This window comes from Granulicatella sp. HMSC31F03, assembly GCF_001807725.1.
In the GTDB taxonomy this organism is placed as follows: domain Bacteria; phylum Bacillota; class Bacilli; order Lactobacillales; family Aerococcaceae; genus Granulicatella; species Granulicatella adiacens.
The window spans coordinates 139,003-156,815 of sequence record NZ_KV790846.1 but is presented as its reverse complement, the minus strand read 5'-3'; the positions used below and the strand labels follow the sequence as shown (position 1 = coordinate 156,815).

Here is a 17,813-nt window from a genome sequence, read left to right as displayed (position 1 = left end):
TTTTCCTGTCTACTTGACAGGGTGCACTTCACATCAGTGAATTTCGGGATTTTTGTATATAAGGAAGGAAAGTTTGAGTTTTCAAATTTTTAAGGGATTAAGTGATTGATGTTGCTTAATCCTTTTTTTATGGTTACAAGAGTAAGTGGAGAATTATCTTCCTGCAATCTAAATCATATATTTTAGAAAAACACACTATATGTGGAAATGTACCTGAAACTGAATACAAAATAGATTCAAAAAAATTGAAAATAATATTTCTTACAAAAATAAGAAATATTCCCTAAAGTAAACTTTTAGTATATAAAAAGAAGCGATTTTTATATAAATAAAAATCTAATAATTAGTCAAGGAAATAGAGCGTATATAGAAAAAATATTGGAAAAAGATATTTCCACAACAAAATATTCCCCTTAGTTTACCAAAATCAAAGAGGAATCGTTTTAATTCTGAACTAAAATTATATGAGTTCAATGAATTTCTATTAAATTTTTGAATAGTAAATTTTCGACGGAAAAGAAGTCTTAAAAAAGTAAAATGTAACATATATGTTACATTTTAAAAATATGAAAATATTCTAGTAAATAAATGGACACACACGTCTATAAATTTGTGATTTCATTTATTGTTAATCCAGCATTTTCGCTAAACAACTTAATTCAGTCCCTAATCTTCTTTTTTTGTACCAAAAATGTTAAAATAAGTGAAAACCTTTTAAGAAGAAGGAGGAATTTTATGCCAAAAGAGTTTAAAGGCTTTAAATTATTAGAAAAAAGAGACTTACCAGATATCCGTTCAGTAGGGTATTTATATCAACATGAAAAAACAGGAGCGGAAGTTCTTTATTTAGAGAACGAAGACGATAATAAGGCTTTTAATATCGCGTTTAGAACTCCACCATATGATGATAATGGAATTGCGCATATTATTGAGCATTCAGTATTAAATGGATCAAGAAAATATCCAACGAAAGAACCTTTTGTAGAGTTATTAAAAGGATCACTAAATACTTTCTTAAATGCGATGACTTATTCGGATAAAACAGTTTATCCTGTATCTTCTCGTAATCAAAAAGATTTTACAAATTTAATGTCTGTTTATTTAGATGCTGTGTTCTATCCGAACTTTAAGCAGGATCCTCAAATTTTAATGCAAGAGGGATGGCATTATCATCTGGAGAATGCAGACGATGAACTGATTTATAAAGGCGTTGTGTATAACGAAATGCGTGGGGCTTTCTCCCAACCAGAATCAGAATTATATCGTTTAATTGAACCCACTTTATATCCAGATACGGTGTATAAACATATTTCAGGAGGAATGCCTGCTAGCATCCCAACTTTAACACAAGAGAAATTTGTGGATTTCCATGACAAATATTATCACCCAAGTAATGCGCGTGTTACATTATATGGGAATCTAGATTTAGACGTTGCTTTTGGTCAGTTAAGTGAATACTTTGATGCATTCGAACCAAAAGCATATGACTTTGGTCCTGTTGAACAAGCTCCGTTTGAAAAAAGACATGAATTAGAAGCAAAATTCTCGATTTCTCAAGAAGAATCTGAAGAAAACAAAACATTGCTTGCTTATGTTTGGGCTGCAGGAAAAGGGACGGATGCTGAATCACTGATTGCCTTAGCAGTATTAGACGAGCTTCTTTTAGGAAGTAATACAGCTCCTATTAAAAAAGCACTTTTGAAATCAGGACTCGGTTCGGATGTTTCTGGTGGTTTTGGTGCAGCAACATATTCACCTATATTTGAAATTGTTCTGAAAGATACAAATCCTTCTGCAAAGGAAGAATTTATTACGATTATTGAATCAGAATTAAAACGACTCGTTGAAGAAGGAATTCCTCAAAAAGCTATTCAAGCGGCATTAAACAAGGCGGCGTTCCGATACAAGGAGCTTACAGCTTTAGAAGGTTCTACTCCTAAAGGGATTCTGTATTCTCTAAACGCGCTAACGAGCTGGTTATATGGTGGAAATGTGTTTGAGACATTTGAGTACCAACCAATTTTAGATAAGATTCAAAGAGAAATGACCAATGGATACTTCGAAAAATTAATTCAAAGTACATTATTAGAAAATACGCACTCAGCAGTGATTACACTTTCTCCTGAACCAGGACTTCTAGAGCGTAAAGACCAAGCTCTAAAAGAACAATTAGCTGCCTATAAGGCTTCACTAAGTGACGAAGAATTAGAAGCATTGGTTGAAGAAACTCAAAAATTATTAGAACGTCAAACAACTCCTGACAAGGAAGAAGATTTGGCGAAATTGCCTAAACTATCCATTGAAGATATCGACCGCGAAGTAAAGCCATTACCACTAACTGTGGAAGAACAAGAAGGCAAACCAACCTTCTTACACTATGAAGACTTCACAGCAGGCATTTCTTACGTAAAATATTACTTCGATTTATCCGGCGTGAAGACTGAAGATATTCCAGTTGTGGCCTTCTTAACGGAAGTGTTAGGGGAAGTTGGAACAGAAAACTTCACAGATGAAGCCCTTAGTACAGAAATCGACTTCTACACTGGTGGTATCGGAACGAATGCGACTGTAATTACTGAATCGGTAGAGGACAATATTTACTATCCTAAATTCACAGTGAGTGGGAAAGCCTTGTCGGAATATCAACCACAGCTTTTGAGTTTGATTGAAGAAATCGTTCACCGTTCAAACTTAGATGATGTAGAGAAGATTAAAGAGCTCTTACTCAATGTGAAAGCGGACTTAGAGATGAACTTCAACTATGGTTCACACGTGGCTGCGCTTCGTCGTTTAGAGTCTTATTACTACGAAGGCGCGAAATACTTACAATCGCTTGAAGGAATCGACTACTATGACTTTATTTGCGATGTGGTGGCTGGTTTTGACGCAGAACCTCAAGCCTTTATCGACCGCTTGAAAGCCGTGTTAAAAACGATTTTAACAACTGACCAATTAGTGGCAACCTTTGTCGGAAGCAAGGAAGATTTCGATCACTTCAAACAAGTGTCAGAGAACTTCTTCAAGCACCTTGGAAACCATAAAGTTGAAAAACAAGCCTTTACAAATCCAGTGGAAGTGTTAAATGAAGGATTCAAGACAGCGCAAGAAATCAACTATGTTGCAAAAGGATATAACCAAACGCTTCTAGGGGTTCCAGTGAACGGTATGAACTTATTCTTGAAATCAGTTCTAGGACTCGATTACTTATGGAATACGGTTCGTGTTCAAGGGGGGGCGTATGGCGGTATGAGTGTCATCAATGATAAAGGGGACGTTGCAGGTCTTTCTTACCGCGACCCGAATATTGTTGAAACTCTTGAACGTTATGATGGACAAGTGGAGTACTTAGAAAACTTTAACTTGTCAGAGGCGGAATTTGAAAAGAACTTGATTGGTACATTCAGTACGATTGACCGTCCACTTTCAGCTGCTCAAAAAGGTGCAGTAGCCTTCACTCGTTATTTCACGCATTTGACGCAAGAGAAAGTGCAACAGTTCCGTGATGAAATCTTAGCGGCAACTCCTGAAAAGGTACGCGCATACGCTCCAACGATGAAAGCCATCATGGATCAAAACGCGTTTGTCGTGATCGGAAATGATACGAAGATTGAAAACCATAAAGATATCTTCAAAAACATCCGTAACTTAACAAAATAAGGCAACAAAAACTCCCAACCTTCACGAAAGTGAAAGTTGGGAGTTTTACTGTTTGCTATTCATGAGGCATTTTATTTTCTTCTTGTTTTAGCCACATAGGGATACTTGTCATCACTAATAAGAATAGGAATGCACTTTGTACCCAAAGAATGGCCACATCGAATATGCCGTGTACGAAAAGTACAACGATGAGTGACACATAGAGTCCAACGATTGGACGTTTCTTTGGATCACGACTCATTTCTAAAATCATGCGAACAGGTTTAAAAGAAGCTATTGCAAGAAGCAATGTTCCGATAATTCCGTAGCTTGAAAGTGTATCGATATATAAACTATGTGCGTGTTCATGGTAGCGAGCACCGATTCTTGCAAAACTGTGCAAGTAAGTTAGAGGACCTTCGCCAAACCATGGATTTTGTTTAAAGAGAACCATTCCTGAATTCCAAATCGAAATCCGCTCTTCCATAGAAGAATCAAGAGTTCCCATACGAACCCCAATATCGTTAGAGAAGAGGAACATCAGTCCAATTCCAAAAGCAGCAATACTAAGCCAGAATGCTTTCGAGTTTCGAATCGTTGTAAAGAGATAAATAATGGCTCCACAGATAATCGCTGGGAAAGCCGTTCTATTTTGAGTGAAGCTGAGGCCGAATAGATTAATTCCAATCGCAACAGCTCCAATGAATTTCCAGAACCAACTCTTTGTGATGCTAAGTAAGTAGAAGGCAATCATAATGCAGAAGCAACAAATGATTCCGTAATAATTCGGGTTAAAAAAGGTTACTTCGGCACGGTTTTGGTGCCATACTTGCATCTTCGGTGAGAGGAAGGTGTAGTTAAATTTATGAACAATCTCATAATGTTCTAAAAATGCAAATCCAGCGGCAAAAATGCTAAGCAGTAAGATGGTCTGCAGAACAATATGGAAAAAGTCCGGTGTTAATCGCCTTTGATAATAATTGAAAAATATAGCATACATCAAAAAGCCAATTGAGATGACAGCCCCAATATAGTTTCCAGACACCATCGAAACGGCAAAGCTAAATCCAATGAATGTTAGTAAAAATGGGTGTGACACGAGGTCTTTTAGAACTTGTGTTAATTTCCCGGTAAAGGCAAGAAGTATGATATATAAGCCAAACAATGTTAGGAATAAATAAAACGGAAGGAAGCTACTAATAATGAGTAAGTATAGCGCTAAGTCCTGATTCGAGAATCGTTTTATTTTTCCGATAATCGTTAGTAGTTTCATAATGGTCCTTTCAGGTAATTTTTATACCAATTAATCTAATGAAAATGATATCAGTTTATTTTACCACTAAATGATAAGGGAGGGCAAATTGCAAGGTGTTGGGAAACCTTCTTTGAAAGTTTCAGAAAACAGGCGTACAATAAAGATAGATTCACAGAAAGAAGGAATAAAAATGAAATTAGTATTTGTTCGACATGGAGAAAGTGAATGGAATGCTCTCAATTTATTTACTGGTTGGAGCGATGTGGAATTGACTCAAAAAGGGGAACAAGAAGCTCATCATGCAGGGAAAGTATTACGCTCATTAGGCATTCAATTTGATCATGTATATTTATCCGTATTAAAAAGAGCCATCCATACAGGTCATATCGTCTTGTCTGAATTAAATCAAGACTATTTACCAGAGACGAAGAGTTGGCGGTTAAATGAACGCCATTATGGAGCCTTACAAGGACTCAACAAACAAGAAACCCGTGAAAAATACGGCGATGAACAAGTGTTGCTTTGGAGACGTTCTTATGACGTGATGCCTCCACTTCTTAGTGAGGAAGAAGCCGCTAAACAAGCCCAAGACCCACGCTACAAACATTTACAAGTGAAGGACCTTCCTCAAGGGGAAACATTGAAAACAACTTTAGAACGCGTACTTCCAATTTGGCAAGATAAGATTGCAGTGGATTTACTAGACGGTAAAAATGTTTTAGTTGTAGCTCATGGAAATTCTCTACGTAGTTTAGTGAAATATTTATTGAATCTTAGTGAAGACGAAATCTTAAAATTTGAAATCCCAACTGGAACACCGCTTGTATTTGACTTAGACGAAAATCTACAAGTAAAAGAATACCATTTTGAAAAATAAGGAGGATGCGAATGAAGTGGGAGAAAAAACACACATTAGAAGAGACTGTTGAGTGGACAGGTCTTCCTGAAAGTGAAATGGAACCGTTTAAAGCTTATGTAAATGGAAAGACGCCAGGAATTTGTGGGACGTATGCTGCTGCAGCGTTAACAGTACTGATGGCAAAACGCGAAGAAGTCGTGACACAAACGATGGATGAGCTTCTAAAAGGCATGGAAGCTTCCATTGAATACGCGTTCCCATATCGGGGAACCTTTTATTGGGATGTGCAACGCGGACTCAATGACGAGTGGAAGAAATACGGCTATAAGACACGCTTTAATTTATTTAGTGAAAAAGTCACACCCAGCCTTCTAGAAGACGGAGTTCCTGTTATTGTAGGAACAACTGCCGCTCTAGGTAGCCCGTATAAAAATCACTGGATTGTGGTGTACCAATACGCCTTCGATTCAACTGGCAAACTCTGGTATAAGGCATACGATAACCATGGTTCGATTACTACTGTTGTCCCAGCTGTCCAAACTCTTTGCGCTATCTGGCTAGAAAAGCTATAATCGTTGAGCACTAAGCGAACAAACTAGACAGCACTACGCTCCAAAACTTAATAACAGAAATAATGTTCTAGCACATTAGTAAGGAGCGAAGAGGCCGTTATTGGGCACATAATTCTATCAGAGTATTTTTAAACTCTGTCTCATAAAAATGAATAGCACTAAAGAAATGATTACGAAAAAGCCTGCGGATTTTTATAATCGCAGTAACGGGAATCGCATCGAATGTGAACTACGCGGAGTCGGAACTTGTTCCTTACTCCGCGTTTGAAGCTTCGAAGGAGCAAGACTAAGGCTTGGTCCGGTGCCCCGTAACAGCGATTATAAAATAAAACCGCAAGGCTTAGAAGTAATCATTTTTTTCTGTGCCTAAACTAATTCTATGAGCAGGGTTTAAGACAAAAGCAAAAGTGTTCTGATAGAATGAATGTGACAAAAAGGAGGAAGAATGAATGAAAGAATTTGATTTAATTTCTATCGGTGGCGGTAGTGGTGGTATTGCAACAGCCAATCGTGCCGCTATGTATGGTGCAAAAGTGGCTGTAGTAGAAGGAAACTTACTTGGAGGAACATGTGTAAATATCGGCTGTGTTCCTAAAAAAATTATGTGGTATGGAGCGCAAATTGCAGAAGCGATTCACGCCTATGGACCAGACTATGGTTTTACAGCAGAAAATGTAAAATTCGATTTTAAGACACTAAAGAAAAATCGTGAAGCGTATATTGACCGTTCACGCGCTTCTTATAATGGAACATTTGAACGTAACAACGTGACTGTTATTAAAGGATACGCACGCTTTGTTGATGCTCACACAATCGAAGTGAATGGGGAAGAGTATCGTGCAAAGCATATTGTAATCGCGACAGGAGCTAAACCTGCGATTCCAAATGTAGAAGGGAAAGAACTTGGAGGCACTTCTGACGATGTATTTGCATGGGATGAGTTGCCACAATCTGTAGCCATATTAGGCGCTGGATATATTGCCGTAGAACTTGCTGGTGTTTTACATGCTCTAGGCGTGAAGACAGACCTATTTGTTCGCCGTGATCGTCCACTTCGTAATTTCGACCATTCGATTATCGAAGTGCTTGTTGCAGAAATGGAAAAATCAGGACCAACCTTGCACACAAACAAAGTTCCTCAAAAACTTATTCAATTAGAAAATGGCAGTGTGGAAATTCAATTTGAAGATGGAACAAGTTTCACTGCTGAAAAAGTGATTTGGGCAACAGGACGTGTTCCACATACAGCTGGATTAAACCTTGAAGCAGCAGGCGTTGAATTAACAGAACGTGGATTTATCAAAGTAAATGAATTCCAAGAAACAACGGCTGAAGGAGTGTACGCACTGGGTGACGTTTCTGGTGAAAAAGAATTAACACCAGTAGCGATTAAAGCAGGCCGTACATTAGCAGAACGTTTATTTAACGGACAAACAAACGCCAAAATGGACTACACAACGATTCCGACAGTTGTTTTTTCACACCCAGCCATTGGAACAGTAGGGCTTAGTGAAGAACAAGCCGTTAAAGAGTATGGGAAAGAAAACGTGAAAACATACTTATCAACTTTTGCTGGAATGTATTCAGCAGTAACAAGTCATCGCCAACAAATGAGCTTCAAACTGATTACAGCAGGACAAGATGAAAAAGTAGTTGGACTTCACGGGATTGGATATGGCGTTGATGAAATGATTCAAGGCTTCGCAGTAGCCATTAAAATGGGAGCCACTAAAGCTGACTTCGATGCAACCGTAGCCATTCATCCTACGGGAAGCGAAGAATTTGTGACGATGCGTTAAGGATGTGAGAAAAGGCGTTTATAGGCGATGACGGTTCGCAGTTTAGCCGTAAGCGGTCTGGAAGACCGTGCGGACTAAACTCGAAAGGCTTGAGCCTATGCCTTTTCGAACTCAACTACAGCAGGATACGAGGGCGAACGCTCAGGACTGAATCACTGGACTGATATGCCGCAAGGGACTTTGAAACAAGTCGTGCGGACATATCAGGAAGTGGACGTCAGTCCTGTGAGCCCGAGTTCAACTATACAGGGATGTGAAGGCGAGTGGTCAGCTTTCGACCCTTTACCGAAATTAACGCAAGCGTCCGATAAGGACGTGCGGATAATTATCGGAAAGGAACGCGAAAGCTACGAGCCTGAACTCAACTACACAGGATGTGAGCAAAAGCGTTCAGCCAATATTCACAGTGTGAATGTTGGGTGACGGTGAGTTTGCCTTCATCACTGCACAAAAATATTTAGATTTACAACCACAAAAACACCCTAGATGGTCATCCATCTAGGGTGTTTCATTTTCTTTATGCGGCCGGCGGGACTTGAACCCGCACAGGTATACACCCACTGCCCCCTCAAGACAGCGCGTCTGCCATTCCGCCACGACCGCAGAACTATTTCAGTTTATCAAATGTTTGTTGGAATTTCAATCTAAAAGGATTAGTTTTCCGTGACATTTTCCGCACACATAGCGTTTTGTATTCATCTTACGCATTCTAGGGTAGCGGTGATGGCACGATGTGCATTCGTAAATGAAGTTCGGATCTCTCATTCGCTCGACAAATCGACTTCCACCTACCTGAGCGAGCAGGCGTTTGAAGTCTTGGTCACGGTGACGATAGCCGCCACCTATTTGATGCAAGTGATAATGGCAGAGTTCATGTTTAATGACGCCAGTCAAAGTTTCTAGCCCCAGTTCTTGTTCGACAAGGGGGTTAATCTCGATATTTCCCGTCTTCAGAAGATAACGACCACCGCTGGAGCGTAGACGATTGTTATAAGTGATTTTGTGCGTGAATTCGCGGTGAAAAGACGTGCGCGAAATCTCCTCGGTTAAGTTTTGTAATTCGTGTTCGTTCATAGTTGCCTCCGACCATAGTGTAACATGCTTTGCACCTTTAGAAAACAAGATAAACTTTGACCTTTCCGCACCAGACGGGTAAAATAGGAGGGTATAAGATTTTCAATCTGGAGGAAACTAAATGAAAATTGTTGTTGTCGGTGGGGGGAAAGTCGGCGAAGTCATTTGCCAAGAACTCTCAACGGAAGAAAATGACATTGTATTGATTGATAAAAATCAAGATTTAATTGATCGACTCTTAAACAAATTCGATATTATGGGAATTTGTGGAAATGGTGCTAGTTACGATATTCTTGTGGAAGCAGGAGTGGAAAACTGTGACATCTTTATTTCCGTAACGGAAATGGACGAAATTAATATTATTGCATCAATTCTTGCGAAAAAAATTGGGGCAGAATATACAGTTGCACGTGTGCGTAATCCTGAGTATTCACAACAATTACAACTCATTCGTGAAAGTTTAGGAATTTCATTACTGATTAACCCTGAGCTTTCTACTGCCCGTGATATCGCGAATAACTTTAATTATCCTTCTGCATTAAGTGTGGAAAATTTTGTTGGAAATCGAGTGAGCTTACTGGAATTGGAAATCAATGAAGGATCACGTCTTGCTGGATTATCTTTAAAAGAAGTGCGTAATCGTTTTGAATCTATTTTAATCTGTGTGATTCATCGTAACGAACAAAGCTTTATTCCGGACGGAGATTCAACACTAGAAGCAGGAGATCATGTGTATATTACTGGAGCTTATCCTGACTTACGTAATTTCTTAAAATTAACAGGACAAGAAACGAAGAGTGTCTCTTCGGCCGTGATTGTTGGTGGTGGTCGTATCACCTATTATTTACTCAATATGTTGAAACAAACTAAAATCGATACGAAAGTGATTGAAGTAAATGAAGAGCGCAGTGAAACTTTAAGCTATGCATTTCCACATACAACAGTAATTCATGCCGACGGAACTGATCACGATGTATTAGAGGAACAACGCATTACAGAATATGATGTGTTTGTATCGATGACAGGGATTGACGAGGAAAACTTAATCCTTTCTGCCTATGCGAAACAACAAGGCGTTCAAAAGATCATTACGAAGATGAGTCGTCCAGCTCTTCTTAAAGTATTTAAAGGTTTTGACAGCCAATCAGTTGTGACTCCAAAACATATCGTGGCTAATGAAATTATTCAATTCGTTCGTTCACGTTCAAATACTCAAGGCTCAAATGTTGAAGCATTATACCGTTTAGCAGATAACCAAGTTGAAGCACTGCAATTCCGTGTTCAAAAGAATAGTGCGATTTGTGGCATTCCATTATCAGAACTCAAAACAAAATCAAATCTCTTGATTGCGTTTATTGTTCGTGGACAACAACTAATCTATCCTGCCGGAAATGATACCATTGAACCATTTGATAAGGTAATCGTCGTGACAACGGAAAAAGACTTTGACGACATTAACGACATTTTGGAATAGAGGTGTCGCAATGAATATAAAAACAGTTCGCTATTTTGTGGGGAAAATGCTTCAAGTTGAAGCAGCACTTTTAGCTTTACCACTAATTGTTAGCTTTATTTATCAGGAGTCACATACTCAAAAACTTGCTTATGCTGGTACGATTTTGATGTTGCTTGTAATTGGCTCTCTCTTAAGCTTTAAAAAACCGGAGCCGCTTAAAATTATGGCGAGAGACGGGGTTGTTACCGTTGCGTTGAGTTGGATTTTACTCTCTTTCTTTGGAGGATTACCCTTTGTCTTTACGGGTGAAATTCCAAATGTTGTAGATGCTTTCTTTGAAACAGCAAGTGGGTTAACAACAACAGGATCAAGTATTATTCCAGACCTTTCTGTATTAGCGCATTCTTCATTATTTTGGAGAAGTTTCACTCACTTAGTCGGTGGGATGGGGGTACTGGTTTTTGCACTTGCGATTCTGCCAAGTCATGGTTCCGAATCCGTACAATTAATGCGTGCGGAAGTCCCTGGACCTGTGTTTGGAAAACTTGTTTCAAAATTAGCGCATACGGCACAAATTTTATATATGATTTATTTAGCAATGACTGCTGTACTAGTGATTATTCTGGTCGTCTTCCAAGTACCGCTCTTTGATGCTTTGCTTCTAGCGTTTGGTACAGCTGGAACAGGTGGTTTTGGGATTAACAATGCTGGATTTAGTATCTACGCCAATCCTGCAGCTGTGGAATGGATTATCGGAGTAGGGATGATGCTTTTTGGAATCAACTTTAACTTGTACTACTTCGTCCTTTTAGGCGCTGTTAAAGATGTGATTAAAGACGAAGAAATGCGTACATATGTCGGAATCGTCCTCAGTTTTACGATGATTATTTTTACCGTATTGACGATTACTCAAACGGCTTTAGGAGTTCCGATTCGTAGCGTCTTCTTTACGGTATCATCGATTATTACGACAACCGGATATTCAACGGTCGACTTTGGACTCTGGGGATTGTTCCCACATGTGCTCCTTCTACTTCTGATGTTTATTGGAGGATGCGCAGGGTCAACAGCCGGAGGGATTAAAGTTTCTCGTGTTATCGTGTACTTCAAGAGTGCGATTGCCGAATTAAAACGTATGGGGCAACCTCGCCGTGTATTTGTACCAACGATGAATGGAAAACCAATCGACAATAAGATGGAGAAGAGTATTGCCAACTACTTAATCGTGTATGTACTGTTCTTCCTCGTATTGTTACTTTGCGTGTCATTTGAAGCAGGCGATTTTACAACAGCCTTCTCAAGTGTGGCCGCAACCTTTAACAACATCGGGCCAGGGCTTGGTCAAGTTGGGCCTACAAGCAACTTCTCGATGTATTCGGATTTCAATACATTTGTCCTTTCAATTGGGATGATTGCAGGACGTTTGGAAATTTATCCAATCATTATGCTTTTCTCACCAACAACCATGAAGGCATTTACTCGAAGACGTTAACAAATTCTTAAACAAATAGATACAGAACTTTAAGGAAAGAGCACTCTTTTCTTAAAGTTCTTTTTGTATACTAGAGGTGTAACAAGTGAGTTACGATTTTAAATAAAGGAGGTTCATTCATGAAGAAATGGGTGAAAGGAACCGCAATCGTCCTTGCATTGATGGGATTATCCATGAAAAGTGCATATGCCATTGATACAACGACCATTAATGAAAAATGGGGAAAACCAACCGTTGTTTATGGTGGAGGATTAAATGAATCACAAATTAAACAGACATCAGAGTTATTAGGAATTAAAGATCCGAATACAGTGAAAATAGAAAAAGCAACTGGGCAAGATATGATTAAATATCTTGGAAGTGGAGATGGTAACACTTCTGTTATGATCTCTTCAGTGATGGTTCAAAAGAAGGATAAAGGAACTGGAGTTAAGGTTCGTATTAAGACTCCTGAAAACATCACCCTAGTGACAGCTGAGCAATATGCTAATGCGGCCATCACTGCTGGGGTAACTGATGCGGAAATTGAAGTCGCAGCAGTTACCAAAGTAACTGGAGAGTCTGCCTTAACAGGAGTATACAAAGCCTTCGAAGCAAATGGAGTTCAATTAGATGCCAAACGTACCGAAGTTGCTCAACAGGAATTAGAAGTGACGAATAAAATCGCGCAAGAGAATGCAAACCAAAAAGGATTCGATTCCTCAAAACTCGATAAAGCGATGATTGAAATCAAAAAAGAACTTGCGGAACTCAAACAAAAGCAAGGACAATTAGCAACTAAAGAAGATATTGAACGCATTATTAATGATGCGTTGAAGAATAACTCGTTGCAAAATGTGATTTCTAAAGATCAAATTAATGCATTAGTCGCTTTTGCACAAAACTACCAAAACACAAGTGCGATTGATTCCAAACAAGTATTAGAACAATTAAATAGCTTGTCAAAATCAGTCGGCGAAAAGATTAACAGCTTAGTCGAACAAGCCAAAAACGAAGGATGGTTGGATAAAATTGCCCAATTTTTCACTTCTATCTTTGAAAGTATTAAAAATCTATTCAATCAACAATAGGAAAGTCAGATTGAATATTTTATAAACAAAAAGCAGTCGTACAAGAACCAACTAAGAACAGCTGTAAGTTCTTAGAATCCCCCTCTTTAGGTTCTTGGAAGGCTGTTTTTGCTTTTCTTCCATATCACAATAAGGTCTTCACAATAAAAAAATAAATTAATGTTATATTTTTTTAAGAAGATAGCTCTTGTAAAAAGGAGGAGAGTGCAATGAAAGAATGGATAAAAAAGTATACCGTTTATATTGTTATTGCCATGATATATTATTTCATTCCATTATATTTAGTCAAAGATACAGGAAGTGGCATCTTTCTACTATTGATGGTCATCCCTATAATTGTATTCCTTTTTTCTGTTGTCTTCGCTCTAAAGAACGGATTTAGATGGTATTTTTCTGTTATCGTTGGATTATTATGGTTTCCGAATGTGTATATTTTAAATGACTCTGCCAGTAGTTATATAATCATCTATGGAGCGATTAGTTTAATTGGACAATTGATAGGAAATCTTCTTAGAAAATATAGAAAGAGTATCTAGTTTCTAATCATGAAAAAGAGTTAAAATCAACAAATAACCCTGACCAGAGATGGTTAGGGTTTTCTGTTTTGTTTTAGAATAAGATAAGATGCAACAACCTTATTTTATACTTTTTTGGAGGGTATTAATATTTTTAGAAGATAATATGAAATATTATGTTGACTGTTATTTTTAGAATGTGTAAAATTTACATATGCTATTAAAAGAGAAGTTTCTTTCAGAAAAGCAAAAATAGTGGAGGGTATGTAAATTGAGAAGTACAAATAAAAAGAAGAAATTTAATATGTTTAGTGTTCTATTGAATGTGGTATTAATAGCTATTATAGCTATTGGAGTGCTATTTTTCTTACCTAAACAACAAAAATCAGAAATCAAATCTTCAATTAATATCGAAAGTATTGAAAAAGTGAATGAAGTTGTATTTTTGAATGCAGGAGTTAATGAAATTATTACTGAAACAAAAACAACCCAAGTTTTTGGGTTTGATGTGCCGTTCTCTAGAAAAACAGCATTAGTGATTTTAAATTATACAGCTAAATTTGGAATTAAAAGTAGTGTAAAGGTTGAACAATTAGCTGAAAAAGAATATAAGGTTATCGTTCCAAAATTTGAAGTAATTGGTGTTGAACTTTCAAAAGATAATCCTTACAATTTGTATGATAATCATGGAGAGCTGTTAAGTGGAACTACAGAAGATGTTGATACTGGCAAATTGGTTACTAACCAACTTTCTAATGATAAACAAGCAGAGTATTTAGATAAGTTTAATAGTGACATTAAAGAATCTGCAATCAATTATTATAAAACTATATTTGCTTCAATGGATTCTGAAGTAAAGATAACGGTAGAATTTTCAGAATAACACTTTCACATAGGATTTTTAGAAACAAATAACCCTGACCAGAAATGGTCAGGGTTTTCCTTTTGCATTTTAAAATAAGATTAAGAGTAGGCTGATGGTGATAATTAATTGTACTACTAAACCAATGAGTGATAAGTATACTGGATCGATAGAGGATTCCGTTGCGCTTTTAAAAATAGATGACGCTAGTGTCACAATATAAAGTAAAATATGTGCAAAGAATACGATTAAGATTCCAACGAAAAACCACACTGGAGAAATAAAAGTCATAACCGTCGAGATTGCTAATAATAGAATTGCGAGGACATTCATTCCTTCATATTGAGTTAACCAGTAGTTAAAGACATGTTGACGTTTTTGGAAAACATGTTTCAGCCCATATGAAATAGTAGGGAATCCTAGGTAGAAGAATACGTAAAATACCAAGAATCTAACAAACATCCAAATATAATTTGGGGTACTCGTTAAGCTTGGTAAGATTGAAATATCAGCAAATAATTGATACTGCGTAAATAATGTATGAATGACATGAGTTGTAATGAAAGCAGACATTACAGTCGCTAGAATAATTAACGCGTACCCGTAAGTACGACTGTATTGACGTTTCCGCGAATATTGATTCGTTGGATGAATCAAACGTTCTCCAAAGAAAGCAAAGAATCGTTTGAATTTATTCCACGCACCTGCATATGCCAAGCGGTTATTCTTTACGCGGTTTTCTTGTGAACTACGGTTATCTTCTTCTGGGATTTTCGTTTCCACTTTTGTAGTGAATGAAGCAGTAGGTTCGTTATTTTCGTCTAATAAGTCTGTTTGAACTCCATCATTTGGCTCAATGGCAGTAGGAGCAGAAAGTTCATCTTGAACGGTGCCACAATAAGGGCAGAGTGTTTCTTTTTCGTCAATCATTTCATGACAGAATGGACATTGTTTCATGAAGTTTCCTCTTTCCGTATGTATTACTAAATTTCATTGCTATTGTATCATAATTTTACTATAAAAAAAGACTAGGAACTCCTAGTCTTAGCGTGGCATCTTTTCAGATGAGTAGGTCGTGTTCACATCACGAACTACAAACAGCTACATCCGGTAGTGTGCCAAAGCACTCCTGTTCCACATAACTCGCAGTCTCTAATGTACTGCGTGTCGCCTCATCGCATAGAATACATTATAGCAGAGGGTGTGTAGAATGTCATGTATGAACTATTTTTCGCGGATTACTTCGATTTTGTAGCCATCTAAATCTTTCACGAAATAGTAGTTTGCAGGATGTCCTGGTAAACCTTTTAAGTCTGTAACATCATAGCCTTTTGCAACATGTTCAGCATGAAGTCCTTCAAGGTCTTTAGCGCTGATTGCGATATGACCATATCCGTCGCCGATTTCGTATGGTCCGTGACCATAGTTATATGTTAATTCTAATTCATAGTCATCTCCTTCAAAAGCGAGATAAGCGATTGTGAATTTATGTTCTGGGAAGTCTTTTCTTCTTGTTTCTTTAAAACCGAATGCTTCTTCGTAGAACCGAATGCTTTCTTCTAGATTTTCAACACGGACACAAGTATGCAACATTTTTGACATGGTGTGACCTCCTTTATTTATTTTATTTAAGACTAACAAACTCGAATGATAAATACAAGTTTCCAAGACTGTTTTCAATACAAAGACAAATGTATTTATTTAGTGGAAATCCATTGCGTTCCATTCATTAATTTGGTAGTCTAGGTACATTGAAAAATAAGGAAGTGTCATATGAAAGTAATCAAATTTGGTGGAAGCTCTTTAGCAAATGCCACACAATTAAGAAAGGTCTTTAATATTGTAAAATCCGATTCAAGTCGTAAAATCGTGGTAGTTTCAGCACCAGGAAAACGGTCTTCTGATGATGAAAAAGTAACAGACCTTCTCATCCAATTAGCAACTTCTCATATTGAAGGAAATTATGATGAAGAAGTATTAAAGAAAATCTTAGTCCGTTATAAAGAAATCAGCGATGAATTAGAATTAAAACCTGAAGTGTTTGAACTCGTTCGAATTCATTTTAAAAACTTAAAAGAAAGAAACGATCTATCCTCTGAATATTTAATGGATGCTTATAAAGCAAGCGGGGAAGACTTAAATGCTCGTCTTATCGCATTTTACTTTAACCAAGAAGGTCTTGCTGCTAAATACGTTGGGCCTCGGGAAGCCAAACTTTGGGTAAGCGATACTCCAGGGGAAGCTCGCGTTTTAGAAGAAAGTTATCATGAATTAGAGTACTTACAACTAACAAATGAAGTGATTATTTTCCCAGGATTCTATGGGGTAACAAAAGAAGGGAAAATCGTAACGTTTTCTCGTGGCGGATCTGATATTACAGGATCTATTTTAGCCAATGCCGTGAACGCTGAAGAATACGAAAACTTTACAGACGTAGATGCCATTTATGTAGCAAGTCCAAAGATTGTTCATAAACCACTCCCTATCGATGTATTATCTTATACAGAAATGCGTGAGTTATCATACGCTGGTTTTTCAGTATTCCATACAGAAGCACTTCTTCCTTCTATCAAAAAAGGAATCCCGGTACATGTATGTAATACCAACAATCCTGAAGCAAGTGGAACCTACATTATGAAAGGGAAGGTGACTTCTCCAAATGTTATTTCCGGTATTGCAAGCTCACCAGGTTTCGTAAGTATTTACGTGAAGAAATACTTAATGAACCATGAGATTGGCTTCCTTCGTAAAGTATTGACGATTTTTGAAGAAGAAGGCATTTCCATTGAACATATTCCAACGGGAATTGATGATGCGACAATTATCATTCGTGGGGAAGATGCGACAGATGAGCAATTAGAGTCTATTGTAGAGCGATTCTATGCTGAATTAGATGTAGACGAAGCAAGCTTTACACGTGGACTTTGCTTGATTATGTTAGTAGGGGAAGGGATGGTCAACATGGTCGGTACTACTGCTCGTGTGGCTTCAACTCTTGCTCGTACTCAAATCAATATTGAATTATATAACCAAGGGGTATCTGAGGTTTCGATGATGTTTGGTATTTTGGACCAATATGAAAAGAAAGCCATCCGTGCGCTATATGATGAATTTTTCGGTGAAGAAAAAGAATATCAAGTGGTGGAATAATTTTTCCTCTCCATATTAAAATGAAACATTAACGGTTGTAATTAATCAATAGGAAGAGTAGAATATCGAATAT

The 17,813-nt window shown here is 37.6% G+C and carries 14 protein-coding genes and 1 tRNA gene; 10 read left to right on the top strand and 5 right to left on the bottom strand.

The annotated features are described in order from the left end of the window. The first annotated feature begins 735 nt into the window (after nucleotides 1–735). Complete coding sequence (locus HMPREF3106_RS02270; RefSeq protein WP_070444187.1) at nucleotides 736–3,657, top strand: insulinase family protein; 2,922 nt, start codon at nucleotides 736–738, stop codon at nucleotides 3,655–3,657. A gap of 55 nt (nucleotides 3,658–3,712) precedes the next feature. On the opposite strand, the gene HMPREF3106_RS02265 is transcribed toward HMPREF3106_RS02270, so the two are convergent. Beyond that, nucleotides 3,713–4,909 carry an O-antigen ligase family protein gene (locus HMPREF3106_RS02265; RefSeq protein WP_070438759.1) on the bottom strand — a complete coding sequence of 399 codons (1,197 nt, stop codon included), beginning with the start codon at nucleotides 4,907–4,909 and terminating at the stop codon, nucleotides 3,713–3,715. 172 nt (nucleotides 4,910–5,081) lie between these two features. On the opposite strand from HMPREF3106_RS02265, the gene gpmA reads away from it, so the two are divergent. The 3 genes from gpmA to gorA all read left to right on the top strand — a co-directional run bounded on the left by gpmA (nucleotide 5,082) and on the right by gorA (nucleotide 8,121). Then, the gene (gene gpmA / locus HMPREF3106_RS02260; RefSeq protein ID WP_070438912.1) at nucleotides 5,082–5,768 is read left to right on the top strand and encodes a 2,3-diphosphoglycerate-dependent phosphoglycerate mutase; all 687 of its coding nucleotides are present in this window, start codon (nucleotides 5,082–5,084) and stop codon (nucleotides 5,766–5,768) included. Nucleotides 5,769–5,779: 11 nt separating this feature from the next. Further along, complete coding sequence (locus HMPREF3106_RS02255; protein WP_070438757.1) at nucleotides 5,780–6,322, top strand: cysteine peptidase family C39 domain-containing protein; 543 nt, start codon at nucleotides 5,780–5,782, stop codon at nucleotides 6,320–6,322. A gap of 449 nt (nucleotides 6,323–6,771) precedes the next feature. Further along, nucleotides 6,772–8,121: a glutathione-disulfide reductase gene (gene gorA / locus HMPREF3106_RS02250; protein ID WP_070444185.1), complete on the top strand. Its 1,350-nt coding sequence runs from the start codon at nucleotides 6,772–6,774 to the stop codon at nucleotides 8,119–8,121. Nucleotides 8,122–8,641: 520 nt separating this feature from the next. On the opposite strand, the gene HMPREF3106_RS02240 is transcribed toward gorA, so the two are convergent. Then, nucleotides 8,642–8,724 (bottom strand) — tRNA-Leu (locus HMPREF3106_RS02240). A 36-nt stretch (nucleotides 8,725–8,760) separates the two neighbouring features. After that, nucleotides 8,761–9,195 carry a SprT family protein gene (locus HMPREF3106_RS02235; protein ID WP_049554672.1) on the bottom strand — a complete coding sequence of 145 codons (435 nt, stop codon included), beginning with the start codon at nucleotides 9,193–9,195 and terminating at the stop codon, nucleotides 8,761–8,763. A gap of 121 nt (nucleotides 9,196–9,316) precedes the next feature. Here HMPREF3106_RS02235 and trkA point away from each other — a divergent pair, with 121 nt between their 5' ends. From trkA to HMPREF3106_RS02210, 5 genes are all read left to right on the top strand, one after another. Continuing rightward, on the top strand, nucleotides 9,317–10,669 hold the full coding sequence (gene trkA, locus HMPREF3106_RS02230) for a Trk system potassium transporter TrkA (protein WP_005605159.1): 1,353 nt from the start codon (nucleotides 9,317–9,319) through the stop codon (nucleotides 10,667–10,669). 10 nt (nucleotides 10,670–10,679) lie between these two features. Further along, on the top strand, nucleotides 10,680–12,143 hold the full coding sequence (locus HMPREF3106_RS02225; RefSeq protein WP_049554670.1) for a TrkH family potassium uptake protein: 1,464 nt from the start codon (nucleotides 10,680–10,682) through the stop codon (nucleotides 12,141–12,143). 119 nt (nucleotides 12,144–12,262) lie between these two features. After that, nucleotides 12,263–13,213 (top strand): DUF1002 domain-containing protein, encoded by a 951-nt coding sequence (locus tag HMPREF3106_RS02220; protein ID WP_049554669.1) that lies wholly within the window; start codon nucleotides 12,263–12,265, stop codon nucleotides 13,211–13,213. Nucleotides 13,214–13,422: 209 nt separating this feature from the next. After that, nucleotides 13,423–13,749, top strand: coding sequence for a hypothetical protein (locus tag HMPREF3106_RS02215; RefSeq protein WP_070444181.1), 327 nt, complete (start codon nucleotides 13,423–13,425; stop codon nucleotides 13,747–13,749). Between the two features lie 250 nt (nucleotides 13,750–13,999). Continuing rightward, nucleotides 14,000–14,611, top strand: a complete 612-nt coding sequence (locus HMPREF3106_RS02210) for a DUF4230 domain-containing protein (RefSeq protein ID WP_246827499.1) — start codon at nucleotides 14,000–14,002, stop codon at nucleotides 14,609–14,611. A 69-nt stretch (nucleotides 14,612–14,680) separates the two neighbouring features. Here HMPREF3106_RS02210 and HMPREF3106_RS02205 read toward each other — a convergent pair whose 3' ends face one another. Beyond that, nucleotides 14,681–15,547, bottom strand: coding sequence for a zinc ribbon domain-containing protein (locus HMPREF3106_RS02205; protein ID WP_049554667.1), 867 nt, complete (start codon nucleotides 15,545–15,547; stop codon nucleotides 14,681–14,683). A gap of 267 nt (nucleotides 15,548–15,814) precedes the next feature. Then, on the bottom strand, nucleotides 15,815–16,192 hold the full coding sequence (locus HMPREF3106_RS02200; protein ID WP_070444179.1) for a lactoylglutathione lyase: 378 nt from the start codon (nucleotides 16,190–16,192) through the stop codon (nucleotides 15,815–15,817). 171 nt (nucleotides 16,193–16,363) lie between these two features. On the opposite strand from HMPREF3106_RS02200, the gene HMPREF3106_RS02195 reads away from it, so the two are divergent. Next, nucleotides 16,364–17,740 carry an aspartate kinase gene (locus HMPREF3106_RS02195; RefSeq protein ID WP_070444177.1) on the top strand — a complete coding sequence of 459 codons (1,377 nt, stop codon included), beginning with the start codon at nucleotides 16,364–16,366 and terminating at the stop codon, nucleotides 17,738–17,740. The last annotated feature ends 73 nt before the right edge of the window (nucleotides 17,741–17,813 follow it).